Annotated in this window: 19 protein-coding genes; 12 read left to right on the top strand and 7 right to left on the bottom strand. The window is 35.6% G+C overall.

The annotated features are described in order from the left end of the window. Positions 1-274 precede the first annotated feature (274 nt). The gene (locus HMPREF3270_RS00215; protein WP_256324313.1) at positions 275-1,207 is read left to right on the top strand and encodes an MFS transporter; all 933 of its coding nucleotides are present in this window, start codon (positions 275-277) and stop codon (positions 1,205-1,207) included. Positions 1,208-1,710: 503 nt separating this feature from the next. Further along, complete coding sequence (pepF, locus tag HMPREF3270_RS00210; protein ID WP_023015808.1) at positions 1,711-3,519, top strand: oligoendopeptidase F; 1,809 nt, start codon at positions 1,711-1,713, stop codon at positions 3,517-3,519. Between the two features lie 342 nt (positions 3,520-3,861). On the opposite strand, the gene HMPREF3270_RS00205 is transcribed toward pepF, so the two are convergent. The 5 genes from HMPREF3270_RS00205 to HMPREF3270_RS00185 all read right to left on the bottom strand — a co-directional run bounded on the left by HMPREF3270_RS00205 (position 3,862) and on the right by HMPREF3270_RS00185 (position 7,459). After that, on the bottom strand, positions 3,862-4,191 hold the full coding sequence (locus tag HMPREF3270_RS00205; RefSeq protein WP_002481954.1) for a hypothetical protein: 330 nt from the start codon (positions 4,189-4,191) through the stop codon (positions 3,862-3,864). 17 nt (positions 4,192-4,208) lie between these two features. Beyond that, a complete protein-coding gene (locus HMPREF3270_RS00200; protein ID WP_083326802.1) occupies positions 4,209-5,375 on the bottom strand; it encodes a C47 family peptidase in 1,167 nt (388 codons plus the stop codon). A 236-nt stretch (positions 5,376-5,611) separates the two neighbouring features. Continuing rightward, positions 5,612-6,397: a protease adaptor protein YjbH gene (gene yjbH / locus HMPREF3270_RS00195; protein WP_060803849.1), complete on the bottom strand. Its 786-nt coding sequence runs from the start codon at positions 6,395-6,397 to the stop codon at positions 5,612-5,614. A 15-nt stretch (positions 6,398-6,412) separates the two neighbouring features. Then, on the bottom strand, positions 6,413-6,784 hold the full coding sequence (locus HMPREF3270_RS00190; protein ID WP_002480401.1) for a truncated hemoglobin YjbI: 372 nt from the start codon (positions 6,782-6,784) through the stop codon (positions 6,413-6,415). Positions 6,785-6,886: 102 nt separating this feature from the next. Continuing rightward, the gene (locus HMPREF3270_RS00185) at positions 6,887-7,459 is read right to left on the bottom strand and encodes a CYTH domain-containing protein (RefSeq protein ID WP_060803850.1); all 573 of its coding nucleotides are present in this window, start codon (positions 7,457-7,459) and stop codon (positions 6,887-6,889) included. A gap of 154 nt (positions 7,460-7,613) precedes the next feature. On the opposite strand from HMPREF3270_RS00185, the gene HMPREF3270_RS00180 reads away from it, so the two are divergent. From HMPREF3270_RS00180 to HMPREF3270_RS00145, 8 genes are all read left to right on the top strand, one after another. Then, complete coding sequence (locus HMPREF3270_RS00180) at positions 7,614-7,961, top strand: UPF0738 family protein (RefSeq protein ID WP_002480403.1); 348 nt, start codon at positions 7,614-7,616, stop codon at positions 7,959-7,961. Between the two features lie 16 nt (positions 7,962-7,977). Then, positions 7,978-8,613, top strand: coding sequence for a GTP diphosphokinase (locus HMPREF3270_RS00175; RefSeq protein ID WP_002480404.1), 636 nt, complete (start codon positions 7,978-7,980; stop codon positions 8,611-8,613). An 8-nt stretch (positions 8,614-8,621) separates the two neighbouring features. Continuing rightward, on the top strand, positions 8,622-9,431 hold the full coding sequence (locus HMPREF3270_RS00170) for an NAD kinase (RefSeq protein WP_002480405.1): 810 nt from the start codon (positions 8,622-8,624) through the stop codon (positions 9,429-9,431). After that, complete coding sequence (locus HMPREF3270_RS00165) at positions 9,428-10,306, top strand: RluA family pseudouridine synthase (protein ID WP_070848250.1); 879 nt, start codon at positions 9,428-9,430, stop codon at positions 10,304-10,306. Before HMPREF3270_RS00170 ends, HMPREF3270_RS00165 begins: the two co-directional genes overlap by 4 nt. Before the next feature lie 20 nt (positions 10,307-10,326). Then, positions 10,327-11,709, top strand: a complete 1,383-nt coding sequence (gene mgtE, locus HMPREF3270_RS00160) for a magnesium transporter (protein ID WP_002480407.1) — start codon at positions 10,327-10,329, stop codon at positions 11,707-11,709. A gap of 10 nt (positions 11,710-11,719) precedes the next feature. Beyond that, a complete protein-coding gene (locus HMPREF3270_RS00155) occupies positions 11,720-13,582 on the top strand; it encodes a monovalent cation:proton antiporter family protein (RefSeq protein ID WP_070848251.1) in 1,863 nt (620 codons plus the stop codon). Between the two features lie 156 nt (positions 13,583-13,738). Then, positions 13,739-14,509 carry an enoyl-ACP reductase FabI gene (gene fabI / locus HMPREF3270_RS00150; protein ID WP_002480409.1) on the top strand — a complete coding sequence of 257 codons (771 nt, stop codon included), beginning with the start codon at positions 13,739-13,741 and terminating at the stop codon, positions 14,507-14,509. A 131-nt stretch (positions 14,510-14,640) separates the two neighbouring features. Then, positions 14,641-15,885 (top strand): MFS transporter, encoded by a 1,245-nt coding sequence (locus HMPREF3270_RS00145; protein WP_070848252.1) that lies wholly within the window; start codon positions 14,641-14,643, stop codon positions 15,883-15,885. Between the two features lie 78 nt (positions 15,886-15,963). On the opposite strand, the gene cozEa is transcribed toward HMPREF3270_RS00145, so the two are convergent. Then, positions 15,964-17,049, bottom strand: a complete 1,086-nt coding sequence (gene cozEa / locus HMPREF3270_RS00140) for a lipoteichoic acid biosynthesis protein CozEa (RefSeq protein ID WP_070848253.1) — start codon at positions 17,047-17,049, stop codon at positions 15,964-15,966. A gap of 193 nt (positions 17,050-17,242) precedes the next feature. Continuing rightward, entirely contained in the window at positions 17,243-18,886 is a 1,644-nt protein-coding gene (locus tag HMPREF3270_RS00135) for an alanine/glycine:cation symporter family protein (protein ID WP_002480412.1), read from the bottom strand. 306 nt (positions 18,887-19,192) lie between these two features. On the opposite strand from HMPREF3270_RS00135, the gene HMPREF3270_RS00130 reads away from it, so the two are divergent. Both HMPREF3270_RS00130 and HMPREF3270_RS00125 read left to right on the top strand, forming a co-directional pair. Then, complete coding sequence (locus HMPREF3270_RS00130; RefSeq protein ID WP_002480413.1) at positions 19,193-19,927, top strand: esterase family protein; 735 nt, start codon at positions 19,193-19,195, stop codon at positions 19,925-19,927. A 97-nt stretch (positions 19,928-20,024) separates the two neighbouring features. Further along, entirely contained in the window at positions 20,025-20,534 is a 510-nt protein-coding gene (locus HMPREF3270_RS00125; RefSeq protein WP_002480414.1) for a YjcG family protein, read from the top strand. The last annotated feature ends 191 nt before the right edge of the window (positions 20,535-20,725 follow it).

Below are 20,725 nucleotides of genomic sequence, written 5' to 3'. Positions count from 1 at the left end.
CGATTAAGAAACAATTTAAAAATGGTATTTATATTTTAGCGAGTAGGTGTATTTCCAAAATAGGAGATGTACTTTTTGATTTTACCAACAACTCTTTTTTGTCGGATATCAGTCCAAATTCACTCAAACTTGTAGGACTATATCAGATAACCGAAAACTTAATTGCTGTTATTTTTAATCTTTTTGGTGGTGTCATAGCAGATCAATTTAGACGAAAAAAATTATCATTATCACAGATATACTAAGTGGATTATTCTGTATTATTATTTCTTTTGTGAGCAATGAAAGGTGGCTTGTGTATGCAATAGTGATTGTAAATATCTTGATATCTCTATTAGATTCATTTTCAGGTCCCACATATAAAGCTTTTACTAAGGAGATTGTTACGAAAAATAATATCTCAAAGTTAAATTCTTACATGGAAACAGGTAATACTCTTGTAAAAATAACAATACCTATTATAGCTGTATTTTTATATAAGTATATAGGAGTAAATGGTTCGCTTATTTTAGATGGATTGTCATTTCTTATTTCTGCTTTCATAATACTTTTTATTTCTCCGATTTCAGAGATAAGTAAGGCGAACAATAGTTTTTCGTTTTCAATAGTGATTAAAGATTTAACTTCAGGATTTAAATATTTATTGAATCATAAAGAGATTTTCTTAATTGTTATCCTTTCTGCACTCGTGAACTTCTTTCTTGCAGCTTATAATTTATTATTACCATATAGCAACCAAATGTTTCCTGAATTTGCTATCGATATATATGGTTCATTCTTAACAGCTGAAGCCATAGGAGGAATTATTGGCGCTTTAATAATCAGTATAACCAAAATAGATATATCATTACAGAAAATGATGATTTTATTAGATGTTGCAGGAGTTTCATTAAGTATTGGTCCAATAATATACGAAATTCTATCAAATTATTTAGTTGTTATACTGATTCCATTATCATTTAATTTATTTTTAACAATGTTTAATATACAAATTTTTTCTTATACTCAAAGAAATGTTGATGAAAAATTTTTAGGGAGAGTTTTTGGTATTATATTTTCAGTTGCACTACTATTTATGCCGTTGGGTACTTTTGTTTTTTCTTGTATTTTGAAACCTGCGAACCTGTTCAATTTCTCTGTTATTGGAATTTCTGTTGTCATATTATCTATTATATTTAGTGTTATTTTAAAATATCATCATAATTAACCGCTCGTATTTGAGTTAATATAATGGATGTAAATAAATTTCGCTATATTTACAGCATTGTTAAGTAATAACTTTAATCGTATTTTTATGGTTTGTCTGTCAAAAAATCAAGTGGGATAAAATTTAGAGGTTAAGCAGCAAAGGTTGCTCAACTTCTTTTTTTAGATTTAACGTAAAATATTAGCACACAAAAAATGTGACTGCTTCTACTATCATAGTTTATAAAAACATAGGATTCCTACTGTATTCTTGATTTTGTATGGTTTACTTAATGTTATAGGAATAATTGCGTTATTTTTTGTGTTAAAACCATGACTATTGACTACCTAGTATAAAACAGTTTTCTATTTCCTCGGAAATAAACTAATTATATTGTGAAAAGGAATCAAATTTAAATTTGTGGGTCTATTCTATTATCAGTCAATAGACGTAATGACGTGCAAAATAAACGAAATAATGAGAAAATCTAAGTATTGATACTAGCATTAGAGGAGGCTTTTTTTATGAGTCAACAATTAACAAGAGAGCAACAAGAACAAAAATATCCTGAGTATACTTGGGATCTAACAACAATCTTTGAAAGCGATGAAGCATTTGAAGCAGCGTTTAAAGAAGTAGAAGGCTATTTAGGTGCTGAAGAGAAATTCAAAGGGCACTTAGGGGACAGCGCTGAAACGCTATATGAAGCATTAGCTTTAGAAGATAAAATTGAAACTGAACTTGAAAAGGTCTATGTCTATGCACACTTAAAACAAGACCAAGATACAGGCAACGATAAATATACTGGCTATGAAGCTCGTGCGCATCAACTTGCGATTAAATTAAGCTCAAGCTGGAGTTTCTTAGTACCTGAAATCTTACAAATTGATGAAGAGACAATTCAAAAATTCATCGATGAAAATAAAGACTTAGAACGTTATGCCTTTGATTTAAAATTAATCAATGAAGAACGTCCGCATGTCTTAAGTGCAGATAAAGAAAAATTATTAACAGAAGCGCAAGATGCTTTATCAACACCATCTAACGTATATGGTATGTTCAGTAACGCAGATTTAGAATTTGAAGATGCGGTAGATAAAGATGGTAATAAACACCCATTAACTCAAGGTACGTTTATTAAATATTTAGAATCTGATGATCGTGAACTTCGTCGTTCAGCATTCAGAAACTTATACAAAGCTTATGGTGCTTACAACAATACTTTAGCAGCGACATTAACAGGTGAAGTGAAAAAACATGTGTTCAATGCGCGTACACACAATTATAAAACTGCTCGTGAAAAAGCTTTAAGCAACAACCATATTCCTGAAGCAGTTTATGATAACTTAGTTAAAACTGTACACAAATATCTGCCATTATTACATCGTTACACTCAATTACGTAAAGATGTTTTAGGTTTAGAAGATATGAAAATGTATGACCTCTATACACCATTAGTGAAAGATATCAAATTTGAAATGCCTTATGATGAAGCTGTGGAATGGATGTTAAAAGCTTTAGAACCAATGGGTGATGAATATTTAGATGTCGTTAAAGAAGGTTTAAATAATCGTTGGGTCGATGTATATGAAAACAAAGGTAAACGCTCAGGCGGTTATTCTTCAGGTGCACATTTAACAAACCCATTCATCTTATTAAACTGGTCAGATACAGTCTCAGACTTATTTACATTGATTCATGAGTTTGGTCACTCAACGCATAGCTACTTCAGCAGAAAATTCCAACCATCTAATCATAGTGATTACTCAATCTTCGTCGCAGAAGTTGCTTCTACAACAAACGAAGCATTGTTGAGTGATTATATGGAGAAAAATTTAGATGATGAGCGCAGATTGCTCTTATTAAACCAAGAATTAGAACGTTTCCGTGCGACATTATTCCGTCAAACAATGTTCGCAGAGTTCGAGCATAAAATTCACCAAATTGAAGAAGCAGGGGAACCACTAACTGCAAATCGCATGAATGAAGAATATGCGAAATTAAATCGTGAATACTTCGGTGATATTGTAGAAACTGATGAAGATATCAGTAAAGAATGGTCACGTATTCCGCACTTCTATATGAATTATTATGTTTATCAATATGCAACAGGTTACAGTGCAGCACAAAGTTTAAGTTATCAAATCTTAAATGAAGGTAAACCTGCAGTAGATCGTTATATCAATGAATTCTTGAAAAAAGGAAGCTCTAATTATCCGATTGAAATCTTAAAAAATGCAGGTGTAGATATGACAACACCAGAACCAATCGAACAAGCATGTAAAATGTTTGAACAAAAATTAGATGAATTTGAAAAACTAATTAAAGCGTAAAGTTTGTGAAATCGTTTATAATATGACAAGTTTGTGACAAAAACGTTTTCATGGGTTAAGCGCCTTGAAATAGGGTTTGGCACGTGGTATATTATGACCATGAAATTAATCACATAACAAACATACCCCTTTGTTTGAAGTGAAAAATTTCTCCCATCCCCTTTGTTTAGCGCCGTGTATTCAGACACGGCGTTTTTTTATGCTTAAATTTAATAAAGTGAATTTTAAAGTTTTATAGATACATATAGAAAAGCGCCGGCAGTCATGGTAGGGGTTACCATGAAACTGCCGGCGCCTTGTTTATTGCGCGATAGGTGTAGAGAGATGTATTTTAGATAAGGATTAACCTTTTTCTAAAATGTAAGGCTGAGAACTGCCCATACGATCAGCATTGATCACTTGATAGCTGACGTGTTGTAAATCTTTTTTCTTTAAACAAATGACAAAATCTGAGTCAGATGTCGGCGTTAAGGCGATTTCGTCATCTGTTGTACTGATAGATTTAATTTCATAAACATCTTCTAAAGTGCTTGGGATTGAATAAAGTATACGTATATCTAAAGAGAGGGTATCGTCTTGACTTAGCCACTCTCCTTGGAAATGATTTAACAGCGTTTCTTCTGAATCAGATAACGAGTTGAGATATTTCACATTAATACTAGTTGTTTCCATATTAGCTATCCGTCCTTTTAGAAACCAACAACAGAACCGTACCAGTGGTAATGGTCACCATTAGACACAGGAATCACGTTACTGTCTGCTGGTTGTAATGAATAATCACGATCCCAAGGATTCCAGAATACAATGACTTGTTGGTTATCTGCAGTAACTGCGTTACCTACAACTGCCATTGCGTGTCCAGCATGCATACCTTGAGTCGCTTCAATTTGTTTTCCTAGTATTGCTATACCCTTATTGTCCTTAGTATATTGGTCTACCATATTAAAACTTGGCATTCCATTATAATAAGATGTATTTTTACCTTGAGCACGGCCGTATTGAATCATTTCATCTGCAGTCAAACCAGTGAATTGGAATGCTTGACCAGATAGTCCAGGGTGGATTTGATGCATAACGTCTTGTGCTCTATATTGGCTTGTGTTTTTTGTAGCGTTTAATAATGCAGCCATTGTATAACCTGCACACCAGCCATTGTTGCCTTGTTGTTCACGAATTTGGAAGTTAGGTAGTAAGTTGACATATTTAGTCGCAACACTGCTGTGTGTAGCTTCTGTTTGTGTCGCATTAACGGTTTGTTTTAATTCTAAATTCGGAACTGCAGGTGTTGACGGTTTTGTTTTATCATCTGGTAATTTTGTTTGCATGACTAGATCTAAACGTTTGTCATGTTCAATGTAGTAACCGTCTTTATTTGTGAATATTGTAATAGGGGTATTGTTTTGGCGATATTGATTTAATTCGTCAGAGATGAATTTTGAAATACGCACACTATAGTTGGCATTATTTTTATTTGTGTGTACGTCATTTTCACTCTTAGGCGTTACAGTGAGGATATACTTAATTGTGTCGCCTTGCATAACAGGGTAGTAGAAGTTGCCATCCTCTTGGCCATTGAATTTGTAGATTTTAAAGGAGTGACCGAGTTTGAATTCTCCGTTATTACCGGAACGATCAATTTGAGAAAGGGCTTGTGCATAACTTGAGAAGTGTTGTTTCGCTTCTTGTTTTGCTTGACCCGGAACATCGGTGTTATCAACTTTAATTTTAAGTGAATCGGATGAAGCATTTGCGGTAGTTGCTTGTTGTGTGACGTATGACAATGCACCGCTGATGACCATGATGGCTGCAAGCAGCAACATGGAAGCAGTTTTGAAAAATGTTTTTGCTATATTCAATTGCTATTCCTCCATTCAATAAAATTGATTTGTGAAATATCTCATTTTTAATATAACATAAAAGAATTTAAAAATAGAGTGGTTTTTAAGTATTTGATATTACTATCGGTTTCTAGTTTGTGATAAGAATAATTGATAATTTTATTAAATGAAAACAATTGAATATGATTGGGTTGTGCGGGTTTAAATAAAATAAAAAAACACTTGTCGCAATGACAAGTGTTCCACTCGAGCTATTATTTAGCTTTCCAGAATTCTCCTTCTGGACTGCTTAATTTTTCAATTTTTTGTTGTAAAGCTAGTTTTTTCAATTCTTTTTGCAGCAATTTTTTCGGCCATTCATAGATTGTTAGTAACTCTTCTAGTGTAACGAATTGCTGTTCTTGAATATACGTTTCAAGTTTAGGCGGTAATTCCTTTTCTATAGGTGTGCCCATTAATTCATTAATGATATAAGTATAAATGTGGTAAGGATATAAGCCTTCGACTTTTAAACCTTCTTCGGTTACATCTTCATTGAAAAAGACAAGAGAAGGTGCTTGATCGACTTCCATTTCTCTCGCAATATGCAAGTCGACTTTCAGACTTTCAGTGAGCTTTCCACTCTTTAAATCTTCTTTGAATACGTCATAATCCAAACCTGCATTCTTCGCAGACGCTTCAATCATATTTTCAGTGATAATATCACGTTTCGGTATAATTTCATTTTGCATTAAATGAATAAAACGTTCTGCACGTGCACGCCCTTGAAGTTCAGCAGCTTTATATGCCAATGCGATATTATCGTTTTCAGAACTACTTTGAGCTTGGCACTTCGTCAGTATGCGTAAGGATGGGTTTAATATATGACGAATACGGATATATTGTTTATATTCAACTCTTAATTTAGATAGTATTGCGGATAGTTTAAAACAATCTTCATCAAACGGATCGAAGAAAGAATAAATTTCTATCTTGCTCACAGGTGAAAGGTTCATTTCATCTTGTCTATGATTACATATTAACTTTAACTCTTCAGACATCTCATTCACCTACAATTAATTTTCAGAATTAACCATATGATTTGCGGTCAATCGCAATCTTTCATATAGGTATTCATCAACACCCGCAGGCAGCTCTGCATGTTGAATCGCTTTATTCATATTTTCTAACCAAGCATCTCGTTCAAAGGTTGTTATGCGAAAATCCATATGTCTCATTTTTAACATCGGATGGCCATGTTCTTCAGTATAAAGTGCTGGGCCTCCTAGAAACTGCGTTAAAAATTGTTTTTGTTTTCGACTGGTTTCCGCAAAATCACCAGGGAAGAGGTGGTTGATTCTTTCATCTTGTTCAACAAGAGAATAAAAGTAATCTATCATGTGATATAGACGTTCTTGGCCTATTACTTCGTAAGGTGTCAAAGCCATTTTCTCACCCTGTTTCTTTAATATATATCTAATATAACATGAATTTTTACAATTAAAAGTAATACGACTTTTGACTGAGTGCTACCGAATTGTGCTTAATGATTATTTGTTTTTTACTTCAAAAAAGCGAGCGACTTTATTTTTAGGAATATACGATTGAATATTGAAATCTTGTAAGATTTCTTGAAACTTCTTCAAACCTTCTTCGGGTTGTTCCACTTCAAATTCAAGCTCGAAATCCTCAGTACCAAGGTATTCGCTATGATCTAGTACAAGGAGACCTTCATCAATCTCTGTCTCCATGCGGTGGGTCGTTAATGCCCCTAATACATAAAGTTGTGTAACATCTATACCTGTTTCTTGTAAGACAGAATGAATCGGATCTGGCAGTTTGTCAGGTGTAAGATGCATGTCTTGTTTTGGCACGACTTCAGTCATGTGATTATATTCAGTTAAACCTACTTTAGCAGGTACTTTTAATGTCATTTCATACGTGTCATCAATTTCACGAATTCTGAGTGCCATCAAGTGTTCAGCTAAAGCGAAATCCGGTGTATCAATATAATGATTTTTTTGCGTAAAAGGTTTTAATGTATTAAAATATCTATTTCTTAATGCTTCGTATTGATTATGAGTCAGTAGTTGCTTATATTCGATTTCTTGATTAATAGTCATCAGTTCACCTCTGTGACTATATATTATGGACGATTTGAAAACTATTTGAAAGTATTTCAATTTATAGGCTTCGTGATACAAAGCATTTAGGTTGTGTAATGAGTGATGTACATATGTTAAAATAAGTAGGAATAACACAAGGAGGATTTAGGTTATGCGTATTTATGTGAACGAAATAAAAGTGAAAGATGATGGCATTTATTGCTATACAGATAAATCGACAGAAGGGTTGACTGAAGCAGGGCAAATGCTCGTTGATAGTGACAATTACGGGTTTGCTCATATCCTTGATGATGGACAATCCTATTCCTATCTTATCTTTGTGCAAGAGACTTGGTCTATGCTTCATGAAAATAAGGGGAAAGCAATTTATGTAAATGACGATTTAAAATTAGAACAATTTGACCAAGAGTTAGATTATATCTTAAGTAATATCAAAGGGAACTCAAACTATGGTAAGGATTTTGTGGCGGAAGTCGAAAAAACGTTTGAGTTAGAGTGAAGCGGAGTGAATCGCAATGAATCAATGGGATCGATTTTTAGCACCTTATAGACAAGCAGTTGAAGAACTTAAAGTAAAATTAAGAGGTTTGCGTAAAATTTATGATTTAGAAGCCGATGCGTCGCCAATCGAATTTGTAACCGGACGTGTGAAGCCGTTAACAAGTATTATTGAAAAAGCGACTGAGCGCGATATATCATTTGATCATCTGCATGAAGAAATGTATGACATCGCTGGTTTACGTATTATGTGTCAGTTTGTGGATGATATACCCGTTGTCGTTAATCTGCTTAGACAACGCAGAGACTTTAAAGTTGTTGAAGAAAGAGATTATATCAACAATACAAAAGAAAGCGGCTACCGTTCATATCATGTGATTATTCAGTATCCGATTGAAACGTTGGATGGGCAACGTTCGATATTAGCTGAAATTCAAATCAGAACGCTAGCGATGAATTTTTGGGCGACTATTGAGCATACTTTACGTTATAAATACGATGGAGACTATCCTCCTGAAATTCAAAAACGCTTAGAAAATGCGGCAGAAGCTGCCTTTTCACTAGATGAAGAGATGTCTGAGATCAAAGACGAAATACAAGAAGCACAACGTTACTATTCTAAAAAACGTGCGAAAAAACATAATCAAGAGTGAGGTGCTTTATGCGTTATTATATCGTGTCTAAAGGGGACCACAAATCAAACAGCATCAAAGAAAATATGGAAGCACAAATGGAAGCGAACAATATGATTAAAGATGCCGACGAACCTGAAATTGTTATTTCTGTCGGCGGGGATGGAACTTTATTAGAAGCCTTCCATCAATATTGTCATCGTGTGAATGAAACTGCATTTGTCGGTGTACATACAGGGCATTTAGGATTTTATGCAGATTGGCTGCCGCATGAAGTAGATAAATTAATAGAAGAAATTGCAGATGGAGATTACGAAGTCATTCAGTATCCTTTAATCGATATTATTGTGAACTACAACGATGACAAAGAACCTTCACATCATATCGCACTGAATGAAGCAACGATGAAAACTGAAGATAATACAACACTTGTAGCAGATGTTAATTTACGTGGACAACACTTTGAAAGATTTAGAGGAGACGGTTTATGTATTTCCACTCCTTCAGGATCAACTGCCTACAACAAAGCACTTGGCGGTGCTTTGATTCATCCTTCGTTGCGCGCAATTCAATTGACTGAAATTGCATCCATCAATAACCGTGTGTTCCGTACAGTCGGTTCACCGATTGTTATGCCAGAACATCATTATTGTCTGATTACACCAGTCGATCAACGCGTGATTATGACATCTATCGACCACGTTACAACGAAACATCACAATGTAGAAAGTATTGAATATCGTGTAGCTAAACAGCGTGTACGATTTGCACGTTTCAGACCATTTCCATTCTGGAAACGCGTCCACGATTCATTTATTTCTGACGGCAGAGACGAATGAAATTTCACTATGACATTGAAACACCGGTTTTATTAAAGACTTTTTTACAAGAACAATTTTATTCAAAGAAAATGATAAGTGCCATTAAACAAAATGGCGCTTTACTTGTAAATAAGCAACCTGTAACTGTGCGAAAACAAATGACAGAAGGCGATACGTTAGAAGTTGTGCTGCCTGAGGAGAGACCAAGTCAGAATTTAATCTATTATCATGCACCGTTAGAAGTTTTATATGAAGATGATTATTATTTAGCCGTTTCAAAATCTGCACATCAAAATTGTGCGCCGTCTAGAGAACATCCGCATGAAAGTTTGATTGAACAAGTTTTGGCATATTTAAACCCAGATAGTAGTCAAACGGTTATCGTGCCGCATATTGTGACACGACTAGACCGTAATACACAGGGTATCGTATTGTTTTCTAAACATGGACATTTTCATCACAGAATGTCTGACGTAAAAATGGAGAAAATATATCAATGTATTTGTTTTGGATTATTATCTGGAGAAGGCGATATTATTGCGCCAATCGCACGAAAATCTGACAGTATTATTGAACGTCAGGTCAATGAAACAGGCAAGTATGCGAAAACCAGTTACCAAACCCTTTCAGCGTGTGACCGTTTTACATTAAGCCGTGTACAACTGCATACTGGACGAACCCATCAAATTCGTGTGCATTTTCAATATATAGACCATCCACTTGTCGGAGACAGTTTATACGGCGGCACACACCCATCCATACAAGGACAAGCGCTTGTATGTACGGATTTAAAATTTATACACCCTATGACACATAAATCGGTAGTTTTAAAGGATAGCGTAAGGCAAAAAGCACTTGAGGACCTTTTTCAACAGCTTTGTAGAGAGAGTTAAGAAGTAAGGAGGAGGCCAAATTGGCAAAAGAAGATGATAAATTTGTAGATGAGCCAGAAGTCTATAACAAAGATTTATTAGATCAGCTCTTAATAGATAATGATATTGATGCATTTAGAGAAGAATTCTTATCCATGCATACGTATGAACAAAGTGAGTTCTTCGAAGATAGTGATGATGAAATCAGACAAAAAATGTATCATCTCTTATCACCGAAAGAAGTCGCGAGTTTCTTCGACCAACTCGAGTTAGATGATGACGAGTACGATGAACTCTTTGAACAAATGAAAGCAAGTTATGCGGCACATATTTTAGAAGACATGTCTTATGACAACGCCGTAGATATTATGAGTCATTTGACTAAAAGTAAAGTCGCTACTTTATTAGCGTTAATGGATCAGCAAGATGCGAAAGAAATCAAAGCCTTGCTGCATTATGAAGAAGATACTGCCGGCGGTATCATGACGACGGAGTATATTTCTTTAAAGACAACTACACCTGTTAAAGAAGCATTGATGCTGGTTAAAGAACAAGCACCTGATGCTGAGACGATTTACGTTATCTTTGCAGTAGATGATGATAAACATCTCGTAGGTGTCTTATCTCTGCGTGATTTGATTGTCGCAGAAAACGATGCTTATATTGAAGATATTATGAGTAATCGTGTGGTCAGTGTTAATGTGGCAGATGACCAAGAAGACGTTGCGCAAAGAATGCGTGACTATGACTTCATCGCCATGCCGGTTGTAGATTATCAAGACCATTTACTGGGTATAATCACAATCGATGATATCGTCGATGTTATCGATGAAGAGGCATTAGAAGACTACTCTGGTTTAGCCGGTGTCTCTGATATTGATTCAACAGACGATTCAATTTTTAAAACAGCTAAAAAACGTCTGCCTTGGTTGCTCATTTTGACGTTTTTAGGTATGATAACTGCAACTATATTAGGGTCATTCGAGGAAACATTAGAAAAAGTCGCATTACTTGCGGCCTTTATTCCCATTATCAGCGGGATGTCAGGTAACTCAGGGACACAGTCCCTAGCGGTGTCTGTACGTAATATCACGACTGGCGAGATTGAAAATCAAAGCAAGTTCAAAGTGACGCTTAAAGAAGCGGGTTCTGGCTTTGTCTCTGGTTTAGTCTGTGCAACCGTACTCTTTACCATTATTGTAATTTTATATGGTACACCGTTATTAGCACTGATTGTAGGTGGCAGTTTAACGATTGCGATGACAGTCGGTACAATGATGGGTTCAATCATTCCATTGATAATGACGAAATTGAAAATCGACCCTGCTGTAGCTAGTGGTCCATTTATCACAACAATCAACGATATTATCAGTATGTTAATTTACTTCGGATTAGCTACATCATTTATGTCATATCTCACATAAGGAGGGACACATGGAATTTGTATCACTCGTCATTGTTGTCATGGCTGCGTTTTTAACGCCGATTATTGTCAACAGACTTAATATCAATTTTCTACCTGTCGTTGTGGCGGAAATTTTAATGGGATTAATCATCGGACAATCCGGTTTCCATTTAGTCGAACGCGACAACATCTTGAATATTTTATCAACACTAGGTTTTATTTTCTTAATGTTTTTAAGCGGTTTGGAAATTGATTTCAATGCGTTCAAAAGCGATAAAAATGAGCCTGAAAAAGCTAAAAATAAAAACAAGAAGAAAGCACCGGGTCATTTACAATTATCATTATTTGTATTCTCGCTGATTATGATTGTTTCAATCATTTTAGCGTATGCATTTAAATGGTTTGGCTTGATTGATGATGTCTTATTAATGATCATCATCATTTCTACAATTTCATTAGGTGTGGTAGTACCAACACTTAAAGAAATGAATATCATGCGCACAACCATCGGACAGTTTATCTTGTTAACGGCTGTATTAGCTGACTTAGTTACGATGATTTTATTAACTGTATATGGTGCAATTAACGCTAAAGGCGGCGGCACATTATGGTTGATTTCGATTTTAATTGTCTTTACCATTATTTTCTATTTCCTTGGCGGAATTTTCAAAAAAGCACAATTCCTTCAAAAATTGATGGATGGAACAACACAAATCGGTATTCGTGCAGTTTTTGCGTTGATCATCTTATTAGTGGCATTAGCAGAAGGTGTAGGTGCTGAGAATATCTTAGGTGCCTTCTTAGCAGGTGTAATTGTATCACTGCTTGGTCCTGATGAAGATATGGTAGAAAAACTGGACTCATTTGGTTATGGTTTCTTTATCCCGATCTTCTTCATTATGGTCGGTGTGGATTTAAATATCCCTTCACTGATTAAAGAACCATCAATTTTAATTATTATTCCAGTGCTGATCATCGCATTCTTAGTATCTAAGATTATTCCTGTATACGCGATAAGACCTTGGTTTGATCAAAAAACCACATTGTCTTCTGCCTTTTTACTGACATCTACGTTATCGTTAGTAATCGCAGCAGCTAAAATCGCTGAACAACTTCATACGATTACACCAGAAATCTCTGGGATCTTAATCCTGAGTGCTGTCATTACGTGTGTATTTGTTCCGATTGTCTTTAAGAAGACATTCCCAATGCCGACAGAAGCGACACGTCGTATTAACGTCAGTCTGATTGGTAAGAACCAATTAACGATTCCGATAGCTCAGAACTTGATGTCTGATTTATACGCGATTACGTTATATTATCGTAAAGATTTAAGTGATAAGCGTAATTTATCAAATGATATTACTACTGTTGAAATTGCAGATTATGATGAAGCGATACTTGAAAAGCTTGGACTCTTTGATAGTGATATTATAGTGTGTTCAACCAACGAAGATGAATTAAACTATAAAGTCGCACAAATGGCTAAAGAACACGGAGTAAACCGTGTCATCTGCCGCTTTGAAGAGGGCGGAGAAACTGAAGCTGAATTACGTCAATCAGGTGTTGAAATCTTCAGTAGTTTCTTAAGTAATAAGATCTTGCTGACAGGTTTAATTGAAACACCGAACATGTTGAACTTATTAAGCAACGTTGAAACATCATTATATGAAATTAAAATGCTTAACTATAAATTCGACAACATTCAATTACGTAACTTCCCATTCGACGGCGATATTATCTTCGTACGTATTGTACGTGATAATGAATCGATTGTACCGCATGGTGATACGATGTTACGTTACGGTGACCGCTTGATTGTGACAGGTTCGAAAGAATATGTAGATGAATTGAAACGTGATTTAGAATATTATTCACTCGGTTCAATTTAAACTTAAAACGAAAGTCTAATGAGATGTTAGGCTTTCGTTTTTTATTTCTACGATGCATACCATAGATAATGGTTGAAACAAGTCTATTAGAACAAAAAATGTTATAATACTAATAATCAAAATTTGAATCATTAATTGAGTAAAAGGAGCGTTTTCATGTTTAGTTTAGAAGGAAAAACATACGTTATTATGGGAATTGCGAATAAACGCAGTATTGCTTTCGGGGTAGCCCAAGCTTTAGATGAATTAGGAGCAAAACTAGTCTTTACATACCGTAAAGAACGTAGTAAGAAAGAATTAGATAAACTTGTTGATCAATTAAATCAAAAAGAACATCTTACGTACCAAATTGATGTTCAAAGTGATGACGAAGTAATCGATGGATTCAAAAAAATCGGTGAAGATGTAGGCCAAATTGATGGTGTCTTCCATTCTATCGCATTTGCGAATGTTGAAGACTTACGTGGTCGTTTCTCAGAAACTTCAAGAGAAGGTTTCTTACTTGCGCAAGACATCAGTTCTTATTCATTAACAATCGTTTCAAGAGAAGCGAAAAAATTAATGCCTGAAGGCGGCAGCATTGTTACTACAACTTACTTAGGCGGAGAATACGCAGTACCTAACTACAACGTAATGGGTGTTGCGAAAGCCAGCTTAGAAGCAAACGTGCGTTACTTAGCATTAGACTTAGGTCAAGACAATATCCGTGTTAATGCTGTTTCTGCAGGTCCAATTCGTACATTAAGTGCGAAAGGTGTTGGCGGCTTTAACACAATCTTAAAAGAAGTTGAAGAACGTGCACCATTAAAACGTAATGTTGATAAAGAAGAAGTCGGCAAAACAGCTGCTTTCTTATTAAGTGATTTATCAAGCGGTGTAACAGGCGAAAACATCCATGTTGACGCTGGTTTCCACGTAATTAAATAATCAAACTCAGCATAGCCCACTATGATAGTCCAAGACTAAAATAGTGGGCTATTTTTTTAATTCGGCTATTCAATTCTTTAAATGAAGTGTATGATAGTTACGGGAATAAAATCAAAAGTGGGTGGACAAGGATGACAGAAAAGATTCATCAACAAGACAAGTCGTATTCAAATAAAATTCTAGCTTCTTCAATGCTTGGATTCGGGCTAGAGAATATGGACATTATGTTTTTAGCCTTTGCGCTATCAAGTATTATTAATGAGTTCCATATCAGTTCTGCAGAAGCCGGTTTAATTGCTTCGATTACGAACTTCGGTATGTTGTTCGGAGGTATTATTTTTGGCGTGCTTGCAGACAAGTATGGTCGTATTCGTATCTTTACATACACGATATTTATTTTTGCGATAGCAACCGCATTACTTTCAGTCTCTTCTAATATTTATATGGTCTATATTTTAAGATTCATTGCCGGTATGGGCGGCGGTGGAGAATTCGGTATCGGGATGGCGTTAGTGGCTGAAGTGTTTAAGAAACAACGTCTAGGCCGTGTTTCTTCAGTAGTCGCAATCGGAGGTCAAGTCGGCGCATTGATTGCTGCGCTGTTAGCTGCCGCAATTTTACCGCATCTCGGTTGGCGCGCGCTCTTTTTAATCGGTGTGGTACCTGTGATTTTAGCATTCTACATTCGTCGTAATTTAGATGAAACAGAATCATGGAAACAAGCAAAAGCAAATCGTACGTTAGAAAAGAAAAATCAATCGCCAATCGGTTTATTATTTAACACGAAACATATGGCACATACGACAATCGCATTAACGATTATGTCGAGTGTACAAGTTGCTGGGTATTTTGGTTTAATGAACTGGTTGCCGTCAATTCTTCAAAAACAACATGGCTTAAGTGTTTCTAACTCATCACTTTGGACCATCAGTACGATTGTCGGTATGAGTTTAGGTATGTTTGCGTTCGGACAAATATTAGATCGCTTCGGTGCCAAACTTTCTTATACGATTTTCCTTATCGCATCAGCTGCATCTGTCTTTATTTATGTCTTTGCGCAAAGTGCAGTCGCATTACTGATCGGTGGGGCCTTTGTCGGCTTCTTCGTTAACGGTATGTTCGCAGGCTATGGAGCAGTTATCAGTAGTTACTATCCAACACATATTCGTAGTACAGCGAATAATGTCGTCTTCAATATTGGACGTGCATTAGGTGGCTTATCACCGATTGCGATAGGGTATCTTATGGATCATTACGGTATGAGTACAACAATGATTTTCCTTGCCTGTCTTTATATGATTTCACTCGTGATGATGTTATCGCTTAGAAATATGCCGTTGAAAGGCAGAAAAGCGATGCGCACGAATCAAGCATAACCTAAAAGTAAATAAGTCTTATCAATGTAAAAAGCGTTCAACTTCATTTTAGAGAGTTGAACGCTTTTATAATACTCGTTAATCTTTAACTTCACTTTGTGCTTTCCGCATAATATCTTGACGGTAAACAAAGATATTACGGACGACTGTTTTAATCACTGCGTATAATGGAACCGCAACTAAAATTAAAACAAATCCGCCTAGGTTACCAGCCGCTAAGATAACAATGATAATCGTAAGCGGGTGAATGTTAAGTGATTTACCCATAACATTCGGTGTAATGACATTACCTTCTAATTGTTGGGCAACGAGTGTTACCACACAGACCCAAATAAATGCTGTCGGACTTTGAATAATTCCGATGATTGCGGCAGGTAAGAAGGACATCCACGGTCCTAAGAATGGAATCATGTTTGCGACACCAGCGAATAACACAAGTAAAAGTGTATATTCTAAACCGATAATTGTATAACCAATGTAAAGAATAATTCCTAAAATCACACTCACTGTGACTTGGCCTTGAATGTATGATTGTAATGTATAGTTCACATCTTTTAATAAGTTAGTTACAAATACTTTGCGGTCACCATTGAATAATTTAGCCACTGAAGGAATGAACTTCTCGTGGTCTTTCAACATGTAAATTAAGAAGAATGGCACCATAATCAGTAAGAATAGTGTAGAGATAATTTGAGAGACAATCGCAATCGAATTAGATAGGATATTTGTCACATTATCTCCGAATGATTTTACAACTTTATTGATGCGATCTGTTACATCATTAGGAAGTTTATCCATTTGTTCTAGTGTATATTGTATGATTCCTTGAACTTCTTTTTGAAGTTGCGGTGCTTGTTTAATCAACCCGTTAATTTGGTTAGCGATGAGTGGCGCAACGACTGTAATTGCAGTTGCAGTTAAGCCGATTAAAATCACAAAGATAATCGAAATACTGCCCCAACGCGGAACTTTGCGTTTTTCTAAAAACTTTTGAAGCGGTAAAAAGACATAAAATAAAAAACCGCTTAAGATAAATGGTAAAATGACTGATTGAATAATGATAATCAGCGGTTTAAAGATAACATGTACTTCCATAATCAATCTGATTAATAGAAATAATATCAATAACATGATTCCCGTTCGGAACCACACCTTATTTAGCATTGATGATGTCCTCCTAAAGAAATAGACTTATAAACCATTATAGACTAAATTAAGTTATTGAAAAAGTCATATTCCTGTAGAAATGTAGATTATTTCCTGAGAAAATTTATGATTATTTCTATGAAATACAAAAGAGGAAACGTTATACGCTTCCTCTTTTTAATCTATTTCAATTGTTTATGTCTATCTCATTTTAAACTTCTTCCAAGTTATTTTGTGGTGGGAGCTTTTTATTTTTAGCACCTTTTTCTTTGGCAACTGCTTCATCTTCATTGAAATGTGCATCCTTTAAACGTTTCGGATAGTCTTCAAGCCAGAATGTCGCAGTTGGCAATTTGTTCGGATCTGGTTTGTAAATCGCGAAGTTACCAGAACCTTTTTGTTTCATTTGGAACTCGTAATCTTTTAAAGCGTCAACCGCAGGACGATGGAGTATCCAAATCGCAATAATATTAAGCCATGCCATCATACCTACACCTAAGTCACCCATACTCCAAGCAACATCAGCTGTTTTAATTGAACCATAGAAAGCTGCGAAAATTAACGCAAAACGTGCAACTGTGAACCAAATTTTTGTCGTAAAGACTGAACTGTTTCTTGTCATATACGCAATATTTGTCTCTGCGATGTAGTAATATGCGAGTATTGTTGTGAAAGCGAAGAAGAATAATGCAATCGCAATAAAGTATGAACCGATACCAGAGAAAGCAGGATCAAAGTGATAGCTGCCGCCTTGTAAGGCTTTATCGATACCTGCTTGTGCGTACATTGCTGTACCTGAGTAATCTTTCGTACCGTCAGCGTTTTGAACATAGATACCATTATCTTTGATTAATTCCGGAATACCACCTGGCTTTAAATCGCCGTTTGTTGTATTATATGTGCCTGAAATTAAGATGATTAATGCTGTTGCTGTACATACGAATAATGTATCGACATATACTGAGAATGATTGAACTAAACCTTGTTTGGCTGGGTGAGAGACTTCAGCTGCAGAAGCGGCGTGTGGTCCTGTCCCTTGTCCAGCTTCGTTTGAATACAAACCACGCTTTACACCGATTTCAATCATGGCACCGAAGATACCACCAAACGCTGCTTGCATACCGAATGCTGATTTAAAGATTAATCCAAATAAAGCAGGTACGGCTTGGATATTGATGATAATAATAAAGACTGCCATTAAAATATAAAGAATAGCCATGAATGGTACGACTGCTGTCGCAACATTAGCGATCCATTTAACACCGCCGAAAATAATCAGACCTAAAATGACCGCAATTGTAACTGCAACAATCCAGTTTGGAATTTGGAACGCGTTGTTCATTGAACTTGCGATTGCGTTAGATTGTACCCCAGGTAATAATAAGCCTACTGAGATAACCGTTACAATCGCAAAGACTAAACCGTAAATTTTACCTAGACGTCCTTTAATCCCATATTCAATGTAGTAGGCGGGACCGCCTCGATATTCACCTTTTTCTTCACGTTTGAAGATTTGACCTAATGTTGATTCGATAAATGCACTGCTGGCACCTAAAAATGCGGTTACCCACATCCAAAAGACTGCACCTGGACCCCCAATAAAGATAGCTGTAGAAACGCCGACGATATTCCCCGTACCGACACGTCCAGCTAAAGAGAGTGCAATCGCTTGGAAACTTGAGATTCCAGTCGGTGATTTTTCACCGTGGAACATTAAACGAATCATCTCTTTAAAATGCCTGACTTGAAAGAATTTCATCATCAAAGAAAATAAAATCCCCGTAATCAATAGACCATAAACAAGCGGTTTACTCCACACAATTTCATTAAACCAAGCTACAAAACTTTCTAGCATAATGATTTCCCCCTTAATAAAGCGAAAAAGAAAACGCTTACATTTTACCCCTAAAAAAATAAGCGCATTATGTTCCGCTACTGTATGTGTTTCGACATGCATCAGTGACATTGATTTTTTTCAATTATACTTTGAATAAAAGTTCCGTGCAACACTTTTAATGAAAATAAACATTAAACTTTACAAATAAATACTTATAGGATTAATCGGAATGGCACAATAAAGCTAGTTAATATCTAGCTTATTACCCAATGCGCATAAAAATTGTTAAACTAGAGTTAAATTTAACAATAAGGAGAGAGTAATGTGAGTGAACTAGAACCAGGTGTTGTGACTCAAACACAATTTCATAGTGACATTTTAGAACGTGATATTACGTTATCTATCTACTTACCTAAAAATTATTCACCATTATTTAAATATAAATTAGTGTTTTGTTTTGATGGTTTAGACTTCTTTCGTTTCGGACAAATTCATCGCGTCTATGAACGCTTAAGAGAAGATGAACAAGTAGAACGCGCCATTTTCATTGGTTTCCATTATGAAACCGTGGATAAGCGGAGAGAAGAATTTTCACCGAATGGCAGCCGTGCACCTTTAACTGTCAAAGCAATGGGACAAGAGTTGTTACCGTATATCGATAAAACATTTCCGACATTTAAAGTGGCGAATGGACGTGTGTTGTTAGGTGACAGTTTAGCAGGATCAATCGCGTTAATGACGGCACTTTCATATCCGCGCTTATTTAATCAAGTCGGTATGTTCAGTCCGATGTTTAATGAAGTCGTCGATTTACTCGCAAATCGTTGTCAGTTTATTGATCAGTTAGATATATGGCAAGCGGTTGGTAAAGAAGAAATTGACTTTGCGTTGCCGACTACAGGTGAACGTGCGGATTTCTTAACACCAAATCGTGAATTAAAAGACTTGTTAGAGAAGTTTAATGTCACACATTATTATGAAGAATTTGATGGGGGACATCGTTGGAAGTACTGGAGAAAGCTGATGGAACCCTTACTTTTATACTTTTTAGCAGAGTAAACCATTCAGTAAATTCTGTAAAGTCACAGTTTTTGGTAACGATTTCATAGAATGTTTGCTATAATGGCCATATAGTTCAATCTAAGGAGGAATTCAAATGATTTTAGGGTTAGCATTAATTCCATCAAAAACATTCCGTGAAAAAATTGATGCATATCGTAAACGTTATGATGAACGCTATGCGCAAATCCCACCTCATATTACAATCAAAGATTCATTTGAGGTTGAAGATAATGATTTTGACAGCGTGAAAGAAGATATTCAATCACGTATCGAAGGCATTGCGCCACTTCACATTCATGCGACGAAAGCATCAAATTTCGCACCTGTAAATAATGTGATTTATTTTAAAGTTGAAAAAACACCTGAATTAGAAGAATTAGATAATCGCTTCAATAATGGTGATTTTTACGGCCAACCAGAACATTCATTTGTTCCGCATTTTACAATTGCTCAAGGTTTAACAAGCCAAGAATTCGAAGATATCTTTGGACAAGTTAAACTGGCTGGTATTGATTACGAAGAAACAATTAGTGAGTTGACATTATTGAAATATAATAATGAAGCTGACAAATGGGAAACAATCGACACATTCAGTTTCAAATAAGCTATGAAGTGTATGAAAGATCTCACAGCATTTCAGTGATAAAAAGTACGGGGCTGAGACATTGTGATATTGAGGGCTCGATAGTGTAGATGTTACTATCTATTTTCAATGTCTTAACCTCTTACTTTTAAATACATATACAAAAGGCAGCCGATTCTATGAACTGCTTCCCGTCAAGTAGACAGGTAAAA

The organism is Staphylococcus sp. HMSC65H10, assembly GCF_001839185.1.
Classification (GTDB): domain Bacteria; phylum Bacillota; class Bacilli; order Staphylococcales; family Staphylococcaceae; genus Staphylococcus; species Staphylococcus simulans.
This window is presented reverse-complemented; position numbering and strand designations above follow the sequence as displayed.

Coding starts and splice junctions, on each gene's coding strand:
- pepF (WP_023015808.1), top strand. CDS start 1,711: ATGAGTCAACAATTAACAAGAGAGCAACAAGAACAAAAATATCCTGAG.
- HMPREF3270_RS00205 (WP_002481954.1), bottom strand. CDS start 4,191: ATGGAAACAACTAGTATTAATGTGAAATATCTCAACTCGTTATCTGAT.
- yjbH (WP_060803849.1), bottom strand. CDS start 6,397: ATGTCTGAAGAGTTAAAGTTAATATGTAATCATAGACAAGATGAAATG.
- HMPREF3270_RS00190 (WP_002480401.1), bottom strand. CDS start 6,784: ATGGCTTTGACACCTTACGAAGTAATAGGCCAAGAACGTCTATATCAC.
- HMPREF3270_RS00185 (WP_060803850.1), bottom strand. CDS start 7,459: ATGACTATTAATCAAGAAATCGAATATAAGCAACTACTGACTCATAAT.
- HMPREF3270_RS00180 (WP_002480403.1), top strand. CDS start 7,614: ATGCGTATTTATGTGAACGAAATAAAAGTGAAAGATGATGGCATTTAT.
- HMPREF3270_RS00175 (WP_002480404.1), top strand. CDS start 7,978: ATGAATCAATGGGATCGATTTTTAGCACCTTATAGACAAGCAGTTGAA.
- HMPREF3270_RS00170 (WP_002480405.1), top strand. CDS start 8,622: ATGCGTTATTATATCGTGTCTAAAGGGGACCACAAATCAAACAGCATC.
- HMPREF3270_RS00165 (WP_070848250.1), top strand. CDS start 9,428: ATGAAATTTCACTATGACATTGAAACACCGGTTTTATTAAAGACTTTT.
- HMPREF3270_RS00155 (WP_070848251.1), top strand. CDS start 11,720: ATGGAATTTGTATCACTCGTCATTGTTGTCATGGCTGCGTTTTTAACG.
- fabI (WP_002480409.1), top strand. CDS start 13,739: ATGTTTAGTTTAGAAGGAAAAACATACGTTATTATGGGAATTGCGAAT.
- HMPREF3270_RS00145 (WP_070848252.1), top strand. CDS start 14,641: ATGACAGAAAAGATTCATCAACAAGACAAGTCGTATTCAAATAAAATT.
- cozEa (WP_070848253.1), bottom strand. CDS start 17,049: ATGCTAAATAAGGTGTGGTTCCGAACGGGAATCATGTTATTGATATTA.
- HMPREF3270_RS00135 (WP_002480412.1), bottom strand. CDS start 18,886: ATGCTAGAAAGTTTTGTAGCTTGGTTTAATGAAATTGTGTGGAGTAAA.
- HMPREF3270_RS00125 (WP_002480414.1), top strand. CDS start 20,025: ATGATTTTAGGGTTAGCATTAATTCCATCAAAAACATTCCGTGAAAAA.